16 protein-coding genes are annotated in these 18,035 nt (G+C 65.1%); 5 read left to right on the forward strand and 11 right to left on the reverse strand.

Translation table 11 applies throughout. The features are described from left to right. Positions 1-240: 240 nt before the first annotated feature. A complete protein-coding gene (locus MB818_RS11780; RefSeq protein WP_234139807.1) occupies positions 241-975 on the reverse strand; it encodes a class I SAM-dependent methyltransferase in 735 nt (244 codons plus the stop codon). Positions 976-1,035: 60 nt separating this feature from the next. Here MB818_RS11780 and gloB point away from each other — a divergent pair, with 60 nt between their 5' ends. The 3 genes from gloB to MB818_RS11795 all read left to right on the forward strand — a co-directional run bounded on the left by gloB (position 1,036) and on the right by MB818_RS11795 (position 5,264). Beyond that, complete coding sequence (gene gloB / locus MB818_RS11785) at positions 1,036-1,803, forward strand: hydroxyacylglutathione hydrolase (protein WP_238905183.1); 768 nt, start codon at positions 1,036-1,038, stop codon at positions 1,801-1,803. 174 nt (positions 1,804-1,977) lie between these two features. Further along, complete coding sequence (clpA, locus tag MB818_RS11790; RefSeq protein WP_238905185.1) at positions 1,978-4,305, forward strand: ATP-dependent Clp protease ATP-binding subunit ClpA; 2,328 nt, start codon at positions 1,978-1,980, stop codon at positions 4,303-4,305. Beyond that, entirely contained in the window at positions 4,305-5,264 is a 960-nt protein-coding gene (locus tag MB818_RS11795) for a M23 family metallopeptidase (RefSeq protein WP_234139810.1), read from the forward strand. Before clpA ends, MB818_RS11795 begins: the two co-directional genes overlap by 1 nt. A 3-nt stretch (positions 5,265-5,267) precedes the next feature. Here the strand turns inward: MB818_RS11795 and MB818_RS11800 are convergent, their stop codons facing one another. The 3 genes from MB818_RS11800 to MB818_RS11810 all read right to left on the reverse strand — a co-directional run bounded on the left by MB818_RS11800 (position 5,268) and on the right by MB818_RS11810 (position 9,354). Then, a complete protein-coding gene (locus MB818_RS11800) occupies positions 5,268-7,568 on the reverse strand; it encodes a peptidoglycan -binding protein (protein ID WP_238905187.1) in 2,301 nt (766 codons plus the stop codon). 3 nt (positions 7,569-7,571) lie between these two features. Then, positions 7,572-8,753, reverse strand: coding sequence for a biopolymer transporter ExbB (locus MB818_RS11805; protein WP_238905189.1), 1,182 nt, complete (start codon positions 8,751-8,753; stop codon positions 7,572-7,574). 70 nt (positions 8,754-8,823) lie between these two features. Further along, positions 8,824-9,354 (reverse strand): gamma-glutamylcyclotransferase, encoded by a 531-nt coding sequence (locus MB818_RS11810; protein WP_234172086.1) that lies wholly within the window; start codon positions 9,352-9,354, stop codon positions 8,824-8,826. Between the two features lie 65 nt (positions 9,355-9,419). Here MB818_RS11810 and MB818_RS11815 point away from each other — a divergent pair, with 65 nt between their 5' ends. Beyond that, a complete protein-coding gene (locus MB818_RS11815) occupies positions 9,420-10,421 on the forward strand; it encodes a DUF2125 domain-containing protein (RefSeq protein ID WP_238905191.1) in 1,002 nt (333 codons plus the stop codon). Positions 10,422-10,433: 12 nt separating this feature from the next. On the opposite strand, the gene MB818_RS11820 is transcribed toward MB818_RS11815, so the two are convergent. From MB818_RS11820 to MB818_RS11835, 4 genes are all read right to left on the reverse strand, one after another. Beyond that, complete coding sequence (locus MB818_RS11820) at positions 10,434-11,294, reverse strand: extensin-like domain-containing protein (protein ID WP_234176613.1); 861 nt, start codon at positions 11,292-11,294, stop codon at positions 10,434-10,436. Further along, the gene (locus MB818_RS11825) at positions 11,291-12,214 is read right to left on the reverse strand and encodes a prephenate/arogenate dehydrogenase family protein (RefSeq protein ID WP_238905193.1); all 924 of its coding nucleotides are present in this window, start codon (positions 12,212-12,214) and stop codon (positions 11,291-11,293) included. Before MB818_RS11825 ends, MB818_RS11820 begins: the two co-directional genes overlap by 4 nt. Continuing rightward, the gene (hisC, locus tag MB818_RS11830; RefSeq protein WP_238905197.1) at positions 12,211-13,296 is read right to left on the reverse strand and encodes a histidinol-phosphate transaminase; all 1,086 of its coding nucleotides are present in this window, start codon (positions 13,294-13,296) and stop codon (positions 12,211-12,213) included. The genes MB818_RS11825 and hisC overlap by 4 nt, the downstream gene beginning before the upstream one ends. 66 nt (positions 13,297-13,362) lie before the next feature. After that, positions 13,363-14,778 (reverse strand): aminotransferase class V-fold PLP-dependent enzyme, encoded by a 1,416-nt coding sequence (locus MB818_RS11835; protein ID WP_238905199.1) that lies wholly within the window; start codon positions 14,776-14,778, stop codon positions 13,363-13,365. Between the two features lie 105 nt (positions 14,779-14,883). Here MB818_RS11835 and MB818_RS11840 point away from each other — a divergent pair, with 105 nt between their 5' ends. Next, the gene (locus MB818_RS11840) at positions 14,884-15,342 is read left to right on the forward strand and encodes an Lrp/AsnC family transcriptional regulator (protein ID WP_234139818.1); all 459 of its coding nucleotides are present in this window, start codon (positions 14,884-14,886) and stop codon (positions 15,340-15,342) included. Here the strand turns inward: MB818_RS11840 and rpiB are convergent. The 3 genes from rpiB to MB818_RS11855 form a co-directional block, all read right to left on the reverse strand. Then, positions 15,339-15,788 (reverse strand): ribose 5-phosphate isomerase B, encoded by a 450-nt coding sequence (gene rpiB, locus MB818_RS11845; protein WP_234172078.1) that lies wholly within the window; start codon positions 15,786-15,788, stop codon positions 15,339-15,341. The genes MB818_RS11840 and rpiB overlap by 4 nt on opposite strands. A 130-nt stretch (positions 15,789-15,918) precedes the next feature. Next, positions 15,919-16,539, reverse strand: coding sequence for a 30S ribosomal protein S4 (gene rpsD / locus MB818_RS11850; RefSeq protein ID WP_164133047.1), 621 nt, complete (start codon positions 16,537-16,539; stop codon positions 15,919-15,921). Between the two features lie 201 nt (positions 16,540-16,740). After that, complete coding sequence (locus MB818_RS11855; protein ID WP_234139820.1) at positions 16,741-17,805, reverse strand: Hint domain-containing protein; 1,065 nt, start codon at positions 17,803-17,805, stop codon at positions 16,741-16,743. Positions 17,806-18,035: the final 230 nt, after the last annotated feature.

Raw genomic sequence — 18,035 nt, forward strand, 5'->3', positions numbered from 1 at the left:
GTGGCGCGCGACCCCGGGGGCGTGAAGATACCCCGCCCTGGCGGCAGGTCATCAAAATCAGGGGGGATGTAGCAGAGCAGTCCCAGTGTCGCAATATAGTATAGCGATAACGGCCTTGCACCCAAATCATGTGTTTTCAAGGCGTTACCTGAACTGCGACCCTTTGGACCCTCTTAAGTGCTTGAAAAATGTTACCCGTTTGCAGCTTTTCGCGATTCCTGTGACGCATCCGGGGCCTGATCAGGCCGGCTTCAACAACCCGTCCAGCGCCTTGACCGGGCGGCGCGTGGCGTCGCGAGCCGGGTTTCCGCGCGGCGGGTGCACCCGTTTCGAAACCTCGACGATGAACACCCCACCCGCCATGATGGTGGGCAGCCGGGTGCCCGTCCGCTCGATCAGGGCGCCCGATTTCAGCCAGAAGCGTTTGAACGAAGGCGGCTGATACAGGGCCGAACAATGGAATTCGGGCAGGAACTGATGCTTACGCAGCTGGGTTTCCAGCTGGCCCAGCGTATAGGGGCGGCCAAAGCCGAATGGCGTCTTGTCAGAACGTGACCACAGCCCGGCCCGATTGGGCACCACGAATATCGCCTTGCCCCCCGGCCCCAGCACCCGCCAGCATTCATCCAGCACCTGGGTCGGATGTTCCGAAGTTTCAAGCCCGTGCATCACCACCAACCGGTCCACATGGCCGGTCTCGATCGGCCACAGCGTCTCCTCGCACAGGACCGAGACATTGGGCATACCAGCGGGCCAGGGCATCACCCCTTGCGGGCCGGGCATCAGGCCGATCACCCGCCGCGCCTCGGTCAGATATGGCCTGAGCAGCGGCACCGCAAAGCCGAAGCCCGCGACCGTCTGGCCCTTGGCCTCGGGCCAGATCTCCAGCAGTCGGCCGCGCACAGCGGCCTGCGCCGCCCGCCCCAAGGTGCTGCGGTAATAGAAATTCCTCAGGTCCTGCACGTCCAGATGCATTGCAGCCGCTCGCCCGATCTGTTTGGCTGGGGCAGTCTAACAACGAAAGGCCAAAAGACCATGCCCCATGAGATCGTGACGGTCCCGTGCCTCGACGACAATTACGCCTATCTCGTACATGACGCCGAAAGCGGCAAGACAGCGCTGGTCGACGCGCCGGAGGCGGCCCCGATCCAGGCCGAGCTGGATCGGCGCGGATGGTCGCTGGACCAGGTTTGGCTGACCCACCATCACTGGGACCATGTCGACGGGCTCGAGGCGCTGCGAACCCGCTACACCCCCACTGTGATCGGGGCCGAGGCCGACGCGCATCGCCTGCCTCCGCTCGACCTGGCCGTGTCCGAGGGCGACCGGTTCGACCTTGGCGGCGACCCGGTCGAGGTCCTGGATGTATCGGGCCACACGGTCGGGCATATCGCCTTCTACCTGCCAAGTGGCAAGGCGGTGTTTACCGCCGACAGCCTGATGGCGCTGGGCTGCGGCCGCCTGTTCGAGGGCACGCCGGACCAGATGTGGGCCAGCCTGTCGAAACTCGCCGCCCTGCCCGACGACACCCTGGTGTGCAGCGGCCATGAATACACCCAGTCGAACGCCCGTTTCGCCCTGACAGTCGATCCGGGCAATGCGGCCTTGAAAACCCGCGCCGACGAGATAGATCATGCGAGGGCCGAGGGGCGTCCGACCGTTCCCAGCCTGCTGTCGCTGGAAAAGGCCACCAACCCGTTCCTGCGCGCAGCCGATCCCGGTATCCAGAGCCATCTGGGCATGCATGGGGCAGACCCCGCCCGTGTCTTTGCGGAAATCCGCGCCCGCAAGGACCGGTTCTGATGCCGCAAATGCAACATTCGCGCCACCTGTCACCATAAATGTGAGCGGCAAACGCAAGAAAACTCTTGAAGAGCCGCACACATCAACCAAACTCTAATACTATGAGCACATGGTTGGATGTGGGGTCCGACCGCTACTCGGCCCCCTCCCGACCCAAGACAGAGGAGCACGCCTGTGCCTTCATTCTCGAGCACACTTGAGCAGGCCATTCATGCCGCCCTGGCGGCTGCAAACGAACGGCGCCACGAATTCGCCACGCTGGAACATCTGCTGCTGGCGCTGCTGGACGAACCCGACGCGGTGCGGGTGATGCAGGCGTGCAGCGTCGACCTGAAGGAACTGCGCGATACTCTGGTGGAGTTCATCGACGAGGATCTGTCGAACCTCGTCACCGATATCGACGGGTCCGAGGCGGTCCCGACCGCCGCGTTCCAGCGTGTGATCCAGCGCGCCGCGATCCATGTGCAAAGCTCGGGCCGGACCGAGGTGACTGGCGCCAACGTGCTGGTGGCGATCTTTGCCGAGCGGGAATCGAACGCCGCCTATTTCCTGCAGGAACAGGACATGACCCGTTATGACGCGGTCAATTTCATCGCCCATGGCGTCGCCAAGGATCCCGCCTATGGCGAGAACCGCCCGGTGACCGGCGCCGAACATGGCGAGGAAGAGACATCGAGCGCGCCCACGGGCGATGGCGAGCAGAAGGAAAGCGCGCTTTCCAAGTATTGCGTGAACCTGAACGCCAAATCGCGCGCCGGCGACATCGACCCGCTGATCGGCCGTGACCACGAGGTCGAGCGCTGCATCCAGGTCCTGTGCCGCCGCCGCAAGAACAACCCGCTTCTGGTGGGCGATCCGGGCGTGGGCAAGACCGCCATCGCCGAGGGGCTGGCGCGCAAGATCGTCGCCGGCGACATTCCCGAGGTTCTGTCGAAAACCACGATCTATTCGCTCGACATGGGCGCGCTGCTTGCGGGCACCCGCTATCGCGGCGATTTCGAAGAACGGCTCAAGGCCGTGGTCAACGAGCTTGAGGATCATCCCGACGCGGTGCTGTTCATCGACGAAATTCATACCGTGATCGGTGCCGGGGCCACCTCGGGCGGGGCGATGGATGCCTCGAACCTGCTGAAACCTGCGTTGCAGGGCGGCAAGCTGCGCACCATGGGCTCGACCACCTACAAGGAGTTCCGCCAGCATTTCGAGAAGGACCGCGCGCTCAGCCGCCGGTTCCAGAAGATCGACGTGAACGAACCCACGGTCGAGGACAGCGTCAAGATCCTGAAAGGACTGAAACCCTATTTCGAGGAGCATCACGAGGTCCGCTATACCGCCGACGCGATCAAGTCGGCGGTGGAGCTCAGCGCGCGCTACATCAACGACCGCAAGCTGCCCGACAAGGCGATCGACGTGATCGACGAGGCCGGCGCGGCGCAGCATCTGGTAGCCGAAAGCAAGCGGCGCAAGACCATCGGCGTCAAGGAGATCGAGGCCGTGGTGGCCAAGATCGCCCGCATACCGCCCAAGAACGTCACCAAGGACGATGCCGAGGTTCTGAAAGATCTCGAAGCCAGCCTGAAACGGGTGGTGTTCGGCCAGGACAAGGCGATCGAAGCGCTGTCGAGCGCCATTAAGCTTGCCCGCGCGGGCCTGCGCGAGCCGGAAAAACCCATCGGCAACTACCTGTTCGCCGGTCCCACCGGTGTCGGCAAGACCGAGGTGGCCAAGCAGTTGGCCGAGACGCTGGGCGTGGAGCTGCTGCGCTTCGACATGTCGGAATACATGGAGAAACACGCCGTCAGCCGCCTGATCGGCGCACCGCCGGGCTATGTCGGCTTTGATCAGGGCGGGCTTCTGACCGACGGCGTCGACCAGCATCCCCATTGCGTGCTGCTGCTGGACGAGATCGAAAAGGCGCATCCGGATGTCTACAATATCCTGTTGCAGGTGATGGATCACGGCCAGTTGACCGACCATAATGGGCGCACGGTGAATTTCCGCAACGTGGTGCTGATCATGACCTCGAACGCGGGCGCCTCGGAACAGGCCAAGTCGGCCATCGGCTTTGGCCGCGACCGGCGCGAGGGCGAGGATACCGCCGCCATCGAGCGCACCTTCACGCCCGAATTCCGCAACCGTCTTGACGCGGTAATCTCGTTTGCGCCGCTGCCCAAGTCGGTCATCCTGCAGGTGGTTGAGAAATTCGTGCTGCAACTGGAGGCCCAGTTGATGGATCGCCATGTGCATATCGAACTGACCTCGAAAGCCGCCGAATGGCTGGCCGACAAAGGGTATGACGACAAGATGGGCGCCCGCCCACTGGGCCGGGTGATCCAGGAGCACATCAAGAAGCCTCTTGCCGAAGAGTTGCTGTTTGGCAAGCTGGCCAAGGGCGGTGTGGTCCGGGTCGGCGTCAAGGGCGGTGAGCTGGTGCTGCAGATCGACGGCCCTGACCGGCCGCGGATATCTGGCGACAAGCCCCCCCTGCTGACCGCAGATTGATGCGCCCGGGGCTCACGCTCCTTCTATCGCTCGCCGCCTTGCCCGCGGCGGGTGATCCCGTTTTGGATCTGCCCATCGACTGTACTCTGGGCGCATCCTGTCACATTCAGCAATATGTCGACCGCGATCCTGGAAAGGGTGCGCGCGATTTCACCTGCGGTGGGCTCAGCTATGACGGCCACAAAGGCACCGATTTCGCGCTCCCTACGCTGGCGCATATGCGCGCAGGGGTCGATGTTCAGGCCTCGGCGCCCGGTATCGTGACAGGCCTGCGTGACGGGGTCGAGGATCGTGTCTATGGACCTGACAATGCGGCGGCGGTCGAAGGCCGTGAATGCGGAAACGGCGTGGTACTAAGGCACGAAGATGGCTGGGAAACCCAGTATTGCCACCTCAAGAAAGGTTCGGTCAGGGTGCGCAAGGGCGACCGAGTTGAGCGTGGCGCCATCCTTGGACAGGTTGGGATCAGCGGCAAGGCCCAGTTTCCTCATGTGCATCTGTCGGTCCGCCACAACGGCGCGGTGGTCGACCCCTTCGATACCGGTGATACGGCGCAATGTAATGCAAGTGGGGGCAGCCTCTGGCGAGAAACGCCCATTTACGAGGCCAGTGGCTTGATCGACGCGGGCTTTGCCGACGCGGTTCCCGAATATGCGCAGGTACAAGACGGCACCGCCACCCGGGCCAGTTTGCCCGGGGACGCAGGCGCATTGGTGTTCTTTGTCCTAGCGTTTGGCGGGCAAAAAGGTGACATCCTGCGGCTGACGGTCGAGGGTCCCGGAGGACAGCTGATGCAACAGGACATGACCCTAGACCGCGCTCAGGCACAGTTCTTTCGCGCGGCGGGACGCCGCCTGAAGGGGCCGTCCTGGCCCGCAGGTACCTATGAAGGCACCGCATCCCTGTTGCGTAAAGGGGTCGAGGTCGACCGGACACTGGCGACAGTCTCGGTCGAGTAAGCGCTACTTCTCGGTCAGTTTCAATTCGATCCGCCGGTTCTGCGCGCGCGCTTGGTCGGTGTCGGCCGAATTGACGGGCTGGTATTCACCAAACCCGTTAGCCGAGAGCCGGTCAGGTGGCAGGCCCAGCGCGTCGACCATGTAGCGCACCACCGACAGCGCCCTGCCCTGGCTCAGCTCCCAGTTATCGGCATATTTGCCGGTGCCCAGCAGCGGCACGTTGTCGGTATGCCCATCGACCCGGATCACCCAATTGATTTCGGGTGGGATATCGGCGGCAATCGCGCGCAGGATCCGCGCCACCTTGGCGATCTCGAACTGACCCTCGGGCGACAGATCGGCGCTGCCCGGATCGAACAGCACCTCGGAGGAGAACACGAAGCGGTCGCCCTCGATCCGCACGCCTTCCTGATTGCCCAGCACGTCGCGCAGCCGCCCGAAGAATTCCGAGCGATAGCGCTCCAGATCCTTGGCCTGCTCGGCCAGCACACGGGCCTCTTCCTCCAACCGCTTGCGCTCGGCCTCTTCCAGCAGGCGGCGCTTGCGCTCCTCGGAGGCGGCACGGGCCAGCGCGGCGTTCAGGTCCTGGCCCAGGCTTTGCAACTGCACTTCGGCAGAGGCGTTGCGGGCCTTGTAATCGTCCAGCAACGCCTGAAGGCTGCCCAGCTGGTTGCGCAGGGCTGCGACCTGCTGGTTCAACAGCGCGGTCTGGCGCTGCGCCTCGGTCGACACCGCCTGTTCCTCGCTCAGAGCGGCCCGCGCCTGCGCCAGCAACGCTGCACGCTCCTCGGCCAGGCTGCGCTGGCGGGCGGCACTGCTTTCCGCCTCGGTCTGCGCGTCGAGCGCCGCCAGCAGACGCCGCTGCAACACCTCGTTATCCGAGGCGGCGGCCTGCGCACGATCAAGCGACTCCAGCGCCATCAGCAGCCGCGCCTCGACCGAGGCGCGATCTTCAGCGGTGGAATCGGCGGCGGTACGCGCGGCGGTCAGATCGGCGCGCGCCTGAGCCAGCTCGGCCTCCAGCCCGGCCTGGATGCTGGCCGCCTCGGCCTCGCCACGCGCCAGACGTTCCTCCAGATCGGTGCGAGTGGTGTCGGCCTCGGCGCGGGCCTTGGCCAGTTCCGCCTCAAGCGCCGCACGCGCGGCGGCATGTTCGGATTGCAGCCGGTCAAGCTCGTCCTGGTATTGCGAACGGGTCGCCACGGTGGCCGCGCGCTGCTGGGCCAGCGCCGCTTCAAGCGCGCTTTGTGTTTCTTCCGCATGGGCGCGCGCTTCGGCCAGAGCAGCACGGGTCTCGCCGCCTTCGGCGCGGAGCCGGTCCAGCTCGGCCTCAAGCGCGCTGACGCGCGCGGCATCCTCGGACCGGGCCACCTCCATCTGGCCCAGCACCCGGGTCAGACGCTCGGCCAGTTCGTCGCGTTCGCGCGCCTGGGCGCGGGCCGCCTCGATCCGGGACAGCGCCTCGGCCAGTTTCGCGTCCAGCTGTTCACGCGCGGCGTCCGCCGCCGCCAGCAGGGTCAGCGTATCCTCGGCCTCGCGGCGCTGCGCCTCCAATGCCAGAGTCATCGCGGTCAATTCAGCATCGGCGTTTTCAAGCTTCTCGCGCAGCGCCTGAGCGGCGGCGGCTTCGGCCAGGCGGGCAGCCTCTTCCTCGCTCAACTGCTGTTCCAGCGAGCTGATCTGCGCGGCGTTCTCTTCGCCCGAGCGGCGCAGATCGGCAATCATCGCCTCCAGCGCCTCGCGCCGGGCGGCGGCCAGCCTTGCCGCCTCGGTCCGGTCGTCGATCTCGTCGCGAGCCTGTGCCAGTGCCAGGTTCAACGCCTCCTGTTCGGTAAGAAGCCGGCCCCGCTCGGCCTCAAGCGCCGCCACATCGCCCAGCGCCCGGTCGCGATCGGCCAACAGCGCGGCGACCTGCGCCTCGAAGGCGGTAATCCGGGTCGCGGCCTCGTCCAGCGCGGCGCGGCTGCGGTCACGTTCGACCGTCAGCGAGGCAATCAGCGCCTGAGCCTGGCTCAGATCGTCCTGGGTATCGTTGAGCGTGGCATTGAGCGCGCCCAACCGCGCCTGCAACTGGTTGTTGGTGCGTTCCTCTAGCCCCAACGCCTGCGCCAGCCGCCCAACCTCGCCTGCCAGCGCGTCCAGCTCGTCCTCTTGCCCGGAAATGGTCTCGCGCAGTACGAACTGCACCACCATGAAGATGGTAAGCACAAAGGTCAGCACCATCAGAAGGCCGGTCATCGCATCCACGAAACCTGGCCAGACCGACCCCTGAAACCTGTGTCCGGTGCGGCGTGACAGGGCCATGGATCACCCCTCGTCGCGGGTGACGCCGCGCAGCGGACGCCGCGGAACCGACAGCGCCTTGGCCAACAGCTCGATATCCTTGCGCAGCTCGGCCATGCTTTCCTGCCGACCGGCGGAAATCTCCTCGAGAATGCGCAACATCTGCACGTCGATCGAGCGCAGCCGCATCCGGCTTTCGGCGTCAAGCCCGTCATGGGCGCCCTGTTCACGCAGAAAGTCGATCAGCGCCTCCTGCCCCGCCGCCACCCGGTCGAGCGCGGCAGTCACGTCCTCGGTCTCGGCCTGGCGCTGGTTCATCTCGGCAATTGTGTCGACCAGTGCCCCCAGCTTGCCGCTGACCTCGGCGCGGCCCTCTTCCGAGGTTGCGAACATGGCGTGCAGCGCGTCCATCTGCTCGACCATCGTGTCGACCACCCCGGCAATGGCGCCGCTTTCCGAGTGTCCCTCCTCGCCCGAGGAAAACCCGACCCGGGTGATGGTCGACAGCCATTCCTCGAGTTCGCGGTAGAACCGGTTCTGGCCGTGGCCGGTGAACAGCTCCAGCAATCCAACGATCAGCGACCCGGCCAGACCCAACAGCGATGAACCAAAGGCGGTGCCCATGCCTCCCAGCTGCGCCTCAAGCCCGGTCATCAGCCGGTTGAAGACGGCCAACCCCTCTTCGCCCTCTTGCGGGTTGAGGCTGCGGATGGTGTCCACCACCGCCGGGATCGTGGTTGCAAGGCCAAAGAACGTGCCCAGAAGACCCAAGTATATCAGTACGTTGGTGATATAACGGGTGATCTCGCGCTCTTCCTCGATCCGCTCGGCCACCGAGTCGAGGATCGAGCGGGTTGAGCTGGACGAAATCTGCATCCGCGCCACGCGCGAGCGCAACAGCGAGGCCAACGGCGCCAGCATCGAGGGCGGTCTGGTATCCTCGCGCTCATGCCCGGCGGCGAACTCCTCGATCCAGCGGACCGACCCGATCAGCTGCACCACCTGCCAGAAACAGGCCAGCACACCGATCAGGAAGACCAGCAGGATGAACCCGTTCAGATAGGGGTTGGCCTGAAACACCGGCAAAACGCGCGGCATGGCGACAAAGACGCCAAAACCCGACAGGCCGATGACGATCAGCATCATCAGGATCTGGCGGGTCGGGTGCGAGAACTGCGGCCTCGCTTCTCGGTCTGGCTGGGCCATTCGCGGCGTTCCTGAACCCTTGACTGCTCTGGCCCGAACCTATCGAAAAGAGAGGCGCAACGCCAAGGGTTTATGCGGTAATCTCGCGCACGCGGGCGGAAAGCCAGTCGAGATCGGGATCGTTGAGCCCAATTTCCGCCAGATGGGCCGCGGTGTTGTAGAGATACTCGGTATTGGGGCCGCGCCCGCCGATCGCGGTGGCGATGATCTGGGCCTGCCGCTCCAGCGGCATGCCGCCGCAATACTGCTCGTGATCGGGGTCGATGACATAGGTGACCGCGCGCACCAGGCCGCCGATATCCAGTGCCACGTCCAGCTCACGCTCAAGATATGCCGAGGAGATCAGTTCGCGTTCGCGCAGCTCGTCCAGAGTGCGTGCCTCGTGCCCCGGCTCGACCGCAAAGGCGATGCCCCGGCACTGTGCGTCGTGCACGGCGTCAAGCGCCAGCACCAGCCCCGGTTTTTCCTCGGTACCGCGATGGTGGATCGAACTCATGCAGAAAGAGCGCGACCAGCCGTTCAGCGTCGCCAACTCGCGTCGCGCCACCGGAAAACCCGGGTTCCACATCAAAGATCCGTATCCGAATACCCACATCGTCATCGCGCTGGTCCTTGCCCGTTTCGGCCTATAAACAGGAAAACGAGCAGAGACAAAAGGGGCAGGCGATGTTGAACCTGGTGCGGGTGGCGCTGCTGGCGGCGGTGATCTGGTCGGGCTATTGGGCGGTTGCGGGGTTCGGCCTGCGCGGTTCTGTCGTGAGCTGGTTCGAAATGCAGGCCGCGCGCGGCTGGCAGGCCGAATATGCCGAGACCGGCCTGTCGGGCTATCCCTTCCGTCACCGGATCGAAATCGAGGCTCCGGCTTTGGCCGACCCGGACACCGGCACCGCCTGGCGGGCCGACTGGCTGGCGCTGCAAAGCCCGGCGATCTGGCCCGGACGGCGAAGCCTGTTGTTTCCCGACACACCTCAGCGACTGTCCTATTTCGACCGGACCCTGGTGATCGAGGCCGAGGCTATGCGCGCCGATCTGGATCTGGCGCCGGGGGTGGTGCTGGAACTGCGCACGATGGGGTTGAGCGCAGGCGAATGGTCGGTCACCCGCGATGGCGAGGTTCTGGCCGATGCCGACGCGCTGACCCTGTCGATGACGCAACAGGATCAACCCGAAGCCTATGTGCTGCACGCCGAACTCAGCGATCTGGCACCGGGTCGCGACCTGCGCCGCGCCATGGGCGGGGCCGAGGGGCTGCCGCGCAGTTTCGAACGGGCCGAGATCTCGATGGCGGTGACCTTCGACCGCCCCTGGGACCGCGCCGCGCTGGAGGAGCGCCGCCCGCAGCCGGTCGAGATCAACCTTTCTCTGGCCGAGGCCGCCTGGGGCGAATTGCGCCTCTTTGCCGCCGGCAAGGTCAGCGTCGACGAATACGGCATCCCCACCGGATCGGTGGCGCTGAAGGCCGAGAACTGGCGCGAGATGGTGGCGATGGCACAGCAGGCGGGCGCCCTGTCCCAGCAGGCCGCCGAGCCGCTGAGCCGGGTGCTGACCATGCTGGCGGGGCTGGGCGGAAACCCGGACGCGCTGGATGTGGAACTGGGCTTTCGCCGTGGCTTTGTGACGCTGGGGCCGATTCCGCTGGGTCCGGCGCCGCGCATCATCTTGCGGTAGGAGACAAAGGCGTCAGCGGCAATAGGGGCCGCCCCGGTGGCGGGCGGTGTCCAGATGCAGATGGTCCTTGTGATAGCGGTCCGCCTCTGGCCCCAGCACGGTGCCGAACGGGCCGCAGGCCTCTTTCCAAACCTGCCGTAGCATCTTGCGCGTGGCGCCGCGTTTCCAGCCTTCGAGAACGGTGATCCGCTCGCCGTCATTCATCACAAAGGCCGAGATGTCGATCGCGCGGCCCTTGCCATGTTCCGAGATCTTGGCGCCGCGCTGGTTGTTGCGAGTCCGGCACGAGTAATGCGCGGCGACCTGAAGCTCGACCACCGGACCGCGACGGCGAAAGGTGGGTTTGACGCTGCGCGCGACCCAGTGATTCAACGCCTCTGCCGTGCCGCATTCCATCACCGCCGGCGTGCTGAGCCGCACGCCCGAGACCGAGGTGACACGCACCGCGTCCTTGATACCGCAACCCTTGATCTTGCCCGGAACCCGGCCTGCTGCACTGCCCTGAATATCCGGGTTTCCGCAGACCGCACCCTTCATCCGCTTCTTGCGGCCAAACAGCGCGCGCTCTTCCACCTCTTTCGGGCGCAGCTCGGGCCGTGGCGACAGGTCGAGGCCGGGCGCGTCTGGTCGGGGTGGCGTGGCGGCGGCCAAAATCTCCTGTTCCGAGGGCGGGCGCAGGTTCGGGCGCATCCGGGTCACCGCAACCGAGGCGGCGGCCTCCTCTGTCGCCACAGCGATGGCGGCCTGAACCACCGGATCGGCAGCAACCGCGCGGGGCACCGGCCGCAGCGAGCGGGCCGGGGCATTGGCCGCCAGCGGCAGCGCCCAGAGCGTCAGCACCAGCGCCGACAGGAGACGCCCGCGCCCGGTCATGCGGGCTTGCCCTTGACCCGGCCGAAATCGGGGGCGTCAGTGTCCTGACCCGCCTCGATGATGCCCCGGCGGATTGCGCGGGTGCGGGTGAAATAGTCGAACAGATAGGTCTCGTCGCCCATGCGGATGGCGCGTTGCAGCATGAACAGTTCCTCGGTGAAGCGGCCTAGGATATCCAGCGTCGCCTCGCGATTGTTCAGGAACACATCGCGCCACATGGTCGGGTCCGATGCGGCGATGCGGGTAAAGTCGCGAAACCCCGCCGCCGAATACTTGATGACCTCGCTTTCGGTCACCCGCCGCAGATGGTCGGCCACCCCCACCATCGTATAGGCAATGGCATGGGGCACATGGCTGGTCACCGCCAGCACCAGATCGTGATGATCGGCCTCCATCTCTTCGACATTGGCCCCCATGCCCTCCCACAGCGCGCGCAACCGGGCTACCGCCTGCGGGTCGCTGCCCTCGGTCGGCACCAGCAGGCACCAGCGGTTGTCGTAGAGCTCGGCAAAGCCCGATTGCGGCCCCGAATGCTCGGTCCCGGCCAGCGGGTGAGCCGGGATGAAATGCACCTCTTCGGGAATATGCGGCCCCACCGCGTCGATCACCGCGCGCTTGACCGAGCCGACATCGGACACCGTGGCGCCCGGTTTCAGCACCGGGCCGATTTCCGCCGCCACCTGCCCCATCGCGCCCACCGGCACGCAGAGCACCACCAGATCGGCCCCCTCGGCCGCTTCGGCGGCGCTGTCGCAGACCCGATCGCACAGACCGATCCGGCGCGCGGTGTCCCGCGTCGCCTCAGAGCGCGCATAGCCCGTCACCTCGCCCGCCAGCCCGGCGCGCTTGATCGCCCAGAACATGGACGAGGCGATGAGGCCCAGACCGATCAGGGCGACGCGGTCATAGACCGGGCTCATGCGCGACCCTCCTTGAAGGCGCGCACGGCATCGACGACGGCACGGCATCCGGCCTCATCGCCCACGGTAATCCTAAGCGCCTGCGGCAGGTTGTACCCCGCCACCCGGCGCACGATCAGGCCGCGCGATTGCAGGAACAGGTCGCAGGCCTCGGCCTCACCCTGATCGGAGAAACGGGCCAGGATGAAATTGGCGCAGGACACGTCCGAAGGCACGCCAAGCTCGGCCAGCCGCGCGGCCAGCCAGGCCCGCCAGGTGGTATTCTGCTCCCGGCACTGGGCGACCCAATCCTGATCGCGCACCGCCGCCTCGGCCGCGGCCAGCTGCATGGTCGACAGGTTAAAGGGCTGGCGGATCCGGTTCAGCACGTCGATGATCTCGCGCGGCGCGTAACCCCAGCCGATCCGCAGCCCGCCCAGCCCGTAAATCTTGGAAAATGTGCGGGTCATGATGACGTTGTCGCGGGCCGAAACCAGCGCGGCGCCACCATCGAACCCCTCGACAAACTCGGCATAGGCCCCGTCGAGCACCAAGAGCACATGACCGGGCAGACCGTCGGCCAGCCGGGTCACCTCGGCCTCGGAAATCATGGTGCCGGTGGGGTTGGCCGGATTGGCCAGGAAGACCAGCCGCGTGCGGTCGTTGACGGTCGCCAGGATCGCATCGACATCGACAACGCGCTGACGCTCGGGCACCTGAACCGGGGTCGCCCCCGCCATCCGCGCCAGGATCGGGTACATCGAGAACCCGTGCTCGGTATAAATCACCTCGTCCCCCGGACCGGTATAGGCCTGAGCCACGAATTGCAGCACCTCGTCGCTGCCGACACCGCAGATGATCCGGTCGGGGTCCAGCCCGTGCACCGCGCCGATGGCGGCGCGCAGTTCGGCATGGTCGGTGCTGGGATAGCGATGCGCCTGCGCCGCGGTGGCCCGGATCGCCTCGACCGCCGCCGGGCTGGGGCCCAGCGGGTTCTCGTTCGAGCTGAGCTTGATCACATTGGCCACGCCGTCCACATGGGCCTTGCCCCCCTGATAAAGGGCGATGTCCATGATGCCGGGCTGCGGGGTGAACTGGTTCATGCGGGGCGCTCCTGAAGATTAGCCCCTCATACCGGTCTCATTCGGCTGAGAAAAGACGCAATTCCCTCATGCGGCCTTGAAGCGCGCGGTGGCAGGATCCCCCTGATAGAGCGGCACATAGTCTCCGGTCCGCCGTGACAGGTCATTCACCGCGTCGATGATGAAGCGCACTGTCGCCTCGTCCATCAGGTAAGAGAAGTTGAGCCGCACCCAGCCGGGCTTGTGCATCTCGCGCCCGGCGGCCAGATCGGCATGCAGCGCCTCGGAGGTGGCCCGGTCGATCCCCAGCAGCCGGTGGCCGTAAGGACCGGCACAGGCACAACCGCCACGCGCCTGGATGCCATGCACGTCGCTCAGCATCCGGGTGAACAACTGCTGATGCACCGGACGGCCAGCCTCGTCGCGCACCTGGAACGAGAAGAAGGGCAGCCGGTGACCCTTGTCGGTACCCAGCAGCATCAGATGCGGATTGTCGACCCAGCCCTCCAGCGCCATGGTGTTATAAAGCGCCTCGCGCCGGGCGATCTCGTCCGCGCCCACCGCGTCCTTGACGATAAAGGCCAGCGCGGCGCGGATATCGCCGATCACGTTGGGCGTGCCCGCCTCTTCGCGCGCGGCCAGGTCGGGGCTGTAATCATGCCCCCAGGGCGAGACGAAGCTGACCGTGCCGCCACCGGGCCAGGTCGGCACATCGCGCCGCACCGCGCCGCGATTGACCACCAGAACGCCCGAGGCACCGGGGCCGCCGGGAAACTTGTGCGGCGAGACCACGATGGCATCCTTGCGCAGCCCGCCCTCGCCCATGTCGATGGGCAGATAGGGCCCACCGCCCGCATAATCCCAGACCGACAGCGCCCCATGCGCCTTGAGCAACCGGGTCACCGGCACGGTGTCGGTGATGATGCCGGTCACGTTCGAGGCCGCCGAAAAGGCGCCGATCATCAGGTCGCTGCCCGCATGGGCGCGCAGCGCCGCGTCCAGACGGGCCAGGTCCGGCCCGCCCTCGGGTGCCTCGGGGATCTCGACCACCTTGGCGCCGCTTTCGCGCCAGGGCAGGATATTGGAGTGATGTTCATAGGGTCCGATAAAGACAACCGGCCGGTCAGCCTCCCCAATCCCAAACAGGCTGACCAGCCGGTTCAATCCGGCAGTGGCGCCCGACCCGGCAAAAATCACCGCGTCGTCTTCCGTGGCGCCGACACACCGGCCGATCTCGTCCCGCGCCTCCCTGCGCAGACGAGTCATGTACGATCCGCAAAAAGACGCCTCCGTATGGCTGTTGGCATAGAACGGCAGGACATGTTCGGTCACATACCGCTCTACCTGCCGCAGCGCTCGGCCCGAGGCGACGTAATCGGCATAGACCAGCGGCACGTCCCCGTTGAGGCCGGGGATCATCACCCCTTCTCCGATCAGCCCGTCGGCCAGGCGTCCGGCACGGGCATCACCTTCGATCACTTGGCGAAACTGGGAAAGGGTCATGTCTGCGGTCTCCTGCTGGTGAGGGCAGATTGACCTAACAAACCAGAGAATTTCTCACCTATCTTTAGTTGATTTTCTAAATTTTCGTGTCATTTGATAGAAGCCATGAAAAAGATAGACCATATTGACACAAGACTGTTGAAAGAGCTGCAACGCGATGCCTCGCTCAGCCAGCGGGACCTGGCCGACCGTGTCGGGCTGTCGCAGAATGCCTGCTGGCGGCGGTTGAAGGCGCTAACGGATGAGGGCGTGCTCAAAGGCTCCACCGCACGCGTCGCGCGCGAGAAACTCGGGCTCGATCTGGTGGTTTTCGTCATGCTGCGGACCCGCCACCATTCGGCGGAGTGGCTGCAAAAGTTCCGCACACATGTGCTGACCATCCCCGAAGTGGTGGATTTCCACCGCATCGGGGGCGACTACGACTATCAGCTCAAGGTGGTGACGCGCGACATGGCCAGCTATGACAAGGTTTATCAGCGGCTCATTGAGAAGGTCGAACTGGACAGCGTCACCAGCTATTTCGCGATGGAGGCGATTGCCGAGGGGAGGCCACTGCCGCTTTAGCCCTCGGGCGTTTCGATCATGTCCACGCGCGTTGCATGGCGGCCGCCTTCGAATTCGGCCGACAGAAACGCATCGACGATATCCAGCGCCAGCCCCTCGCCCACCACGCGCGCACCGATCGAGAGCATGTTGGCGTCATTATGCATGCGGATCATCCGGGCCGAGAACGTATCGGAGCAGACACCGCAACGGATGCCCGCGACCTTGTTGGCGGCCATCATGATGCCCTGACCGGTGCCACACAGTACGATGCCCAGGCTGCAATCGCCCGAGGCGACCCGCTCTGCCGCGGCGCGGCCATGTTTGGGGTAATGGGTGCTTTCGGTGGTTTGCGGGCCGATATCGACCACCTCCCAGCCCTGGGCCGAGATATGCGCGGCAACCGCGCGACGCAGTTCGATGGCAGCGTGGTCGCTGGACAGGACGATACGTTTGCTGGCGGTCATGACGGCAGGCTCCGAATTGCGCAAAGGGCTTTGGCCGCGCGATACCCACAGCGACCGACAGGGTCAACCCGGACAAAAGAAAGCCGCGCAGAATATGCGCGGCTTTCAGAAATCTCGGGAACTGAACGGATCAGTTCTTGGCGTAGTATTCGACGACCAGGTTCGGTTCCATCACCACTGCGTAGGGCACATCGCCCAGGCCGGGGGTACGGACGAAAGTTGCGGTCATCTTCGAGTGGTCGACTTCCAGATAATCCGGAACGTCGCGCTCGGCCAGCGACACGGCTTCGAGAACCGAGGCCAGCTGCTTGGAGCGGTCACGCACCTCGATCACGTCACCCTCTTTCACGCGGTAGGACGGGATGTTGACGCGCTTGCCGTTGACCAGAACGTGACCGTGGTTCACGAACTGACGGGCGGCAAAGACGGTCGGCACGAACTTGGCGCGGTAGACGACGGCGTCCAGGCGGCGTTCCAGCAGGCCGATCAGGTTTTCACCGGTGTCGCCCTTCACACGTTCGGCTTCGCCGTAGATGCGGCGGAACTGCTTTTCGGTCAGGTCGCCGTAATAGCCTTTCAGCTTCTGCTTGGCGCGCAGCTGGAGGCCGAAGTCGGACATCTTGCCCTTGCGGCGCTGGCCGTGCTGGCCGGGGCCGTATTCGCGGCGGTTGACCGGGGATTTCGGACGACCCCAGATGTTTTCGCCCATCCGGCGGTCGATTTTGTACTTGGCAGACGTGCGTTTGGTCACGGCTGATCTCCTTCGTTATGGTCGAGGCCCAAAGGGCCACTATGAAGGGCGTTGTCCTCTTGCCTTGCGGCATGACAGGCGATCCCTTGCGGGAGCCACCAACACCAATGAAGCCGCGCTTATAGCCGCGCGGCAGGGGGAGTCAACAGGGGTTTTGCAGGGGATGCGCGGAATGAACCGCCCGCGCATCCGGGATCGGCCTCAAGCGGCCTCGTGCAACATCAACGCCGCCTCGGTCGGGGTCAGGCTGCGCCGGGCAAAGCCGCCATAGAGGTACGGGTCGGCCTCGATCTCGGGCATGCGCTGCAACAGCCGCCGCCGGTCGGTTTCGGCCAGCGCCGAAAGCGCCGCGTGGGCGGGATGAAAGCTTTCGGTTTCGATGCCGTTGGCCCAGAGGATCTGGTGGCTGGGCAGCATGAGGTGGACATAGGTCACCTCGCGCAGGGTCAGGTCGACCATGATCGTACTGTCATTGACCAGGTCGCGCGCCGGTACCAGCACCTCGTCGGTGTTGAACAGCGCCTGCGCGGTCGGACCGCGCAGCAGCATCCGGTGTTCGGGCGAGACCAGCAACTCGGCGTCGGGCCGGTCGATGCCCAGCGCCCCCACCCGCATACGGATCGGGCGCAGGTGCGGCATTACGAACAGGCGCGCGCCGGTCATCCGGCGCTGGCCGATCCACTGGATCTCCTGCGGGCCGCTGTCTCGGGTCTGAACCTTGTCGCCTTCGCGCAGCTCCTCGATCAGGCGCGGGCCGGTCGGCGTGGCAATGCGGGTTCCGGGGGTGAAACAGATCACCCCGCCGCGTTCGCGCGCGCCCGGCAGCGGATCGGCGCTGTTCAGGTTGTGATGCACCACCCACAGATCGGTATCGCGCGGTGGCAATTCGTCGATGAACATCAGAAGCGGCGGCGTGCCATTGCCTGTTTCGATCACGGTGATGGTGTAGCTCTGCGCCCCGTTGGTGACCACAAAGGCCTGATCCATCAAGGGGTCCTTGACCTCGACCGCCTCAACATCGGTACGATGCTGTACCGCCGCCCCGACCAGACGCCTCACCTTGCGGGCCGCGCGTTTGCGCAGCGCCTCTTCTCCGTCCGCCCGGTCCAGCCGCAACACGCCCGTGGGCCCATCCACCTGCACGGTCTCGCCACGCCATGACCAGACCGCCCCCGCGGTCAGCGCGTCGAGGGGAGCCCCCTCAAGACCATCCAAATCCGTTTGCGACCAGGAAATGACGAACGTGCCGCGAAAGCCCGTTTTCATTAACCGTCTGCCTGCCTCAGTTTTATTATTAAGTTTTCGGTAGCAAATTATTGCTAATAGGGGAAGAACTTTGTTTCCAGTCTCTTAAAACGTGTTCTTAAGGCCGCAGTGATGCGGCCCAAGGCTGAATGGCGGGTACCCGCCGATGATTGGTCTGCTTGTTTTGACTTGTTTTGGCCGTTTTCCACCAGTCCTGTTTGGCTATCTTGTCCTCTCACCTTCTGATCGGA

Source organism: Ruegeria alba, assembly GCF_022321465.1.
Classification (GTDB): Bacteria; Pseudomonadota; Alphaproteobacteria; order Rhodobacterales; family Rhodobacteraceae; genus Ruegeria_B; species Ruegeria_B alba.

Bases quoted from the DNA above. Each gene is read 5' to 3' on its own strand.
- MB818_RS11780 (WP_234139807.1), bottom strand. From the start codon at position 975: ATGCATCTGGACGTGCAGGACCTGAGGAATTTCTATTACCGCAGCACC.
- gloB (WP_238905183.1), top strand. From the start codon at position 1,036: ATGCCCCATGAGATCGTGACGGTCCCGTGCCTCGACGACAATTACGCC.
- MB818_RS11795 (WP_234139810.1), top strand. From the start codon at position 4,305: ATGCGCCCGGGGCTCACGCTCCTTCTATCGCTCGCCGCCTTGCCCGCG.
- MB818_RS11800 (WP_238905187.1), bottom strand. From the start codon at position 7,568: ATGGCCCTGTCACGCCGCACCGGACACAGGTTTCAGGGGTCGGTCTGG.
- MB818_RS11805 (WP_238905189.1), bottom strand. From the start codon at position 8,753: ATGGCCCAGCCAGACCGAGAAGCGAGGCCGCAGTTCTCGCACCCGACC.
- MB818_RS11810 (WP_234172086.1), bottom strand. From the start codon at position 9,354: ATGACGATGTGGGTATTCGGATACGGATCTTTGATGTGGAACCCGGGT.
- MB818_RS11815 (WP_238905191.1), top strand. From the start codon at position 9,420: ATGTTGAACCTGGTGCGGGTGGCGCTGCTGGCGGCGGTGATCTGGTCG.
- MB818_RS11820 (WP_234176613.1), bottom strand. From the start codon at position 11,294: ATGACCGGGCGCGGGCGTCTCCTGTCGGCGCTGGTGCTGACGCTCTGG.
- MB818_RS11825 (WP_238905193.1), bottom strand. From the start codon at position 12,214: ATGAGCCCGGTCTATGACCGCGTCGCCCTGATCGGTCTGGGCCTCATC.
- hisC (WP_238905197.1), bottom strand. From the start codon at position 13,296: ATGAACCAGTTCACCCCGCAGCCCGGCATCATGGACATCGCCCTTTAT.
- MB818_RS11835 (WP_238905199.1), bottom strand. From the start codon at position 14,778: ATGACCCTTTCCCAGTTTCGCCAAGTGATCGAAGGTGATGCCCGTGCC.
- MB818_RS11840 (WP_234139818.1), top strand. From the start codon at position 14,884: ATGAAAAAGATAGACCATATTGACACAAGACTGTTGAAAGAGCTGCAA.
- rpiB (WP_234172078.1), bottom strand. From the start codon at position 15,788: ATGACCGCCAGCAAACGTATCGTCCTGTCCAGCGACCACGCTGCCATC.
- MB818_RS11855 (WP_234139820.1), bottom strand. From the start codon at position 17,805: ATGAAAACGGGCTTTCGCGGCACGTTCGTCATTTCCTGGTCGCAAACG.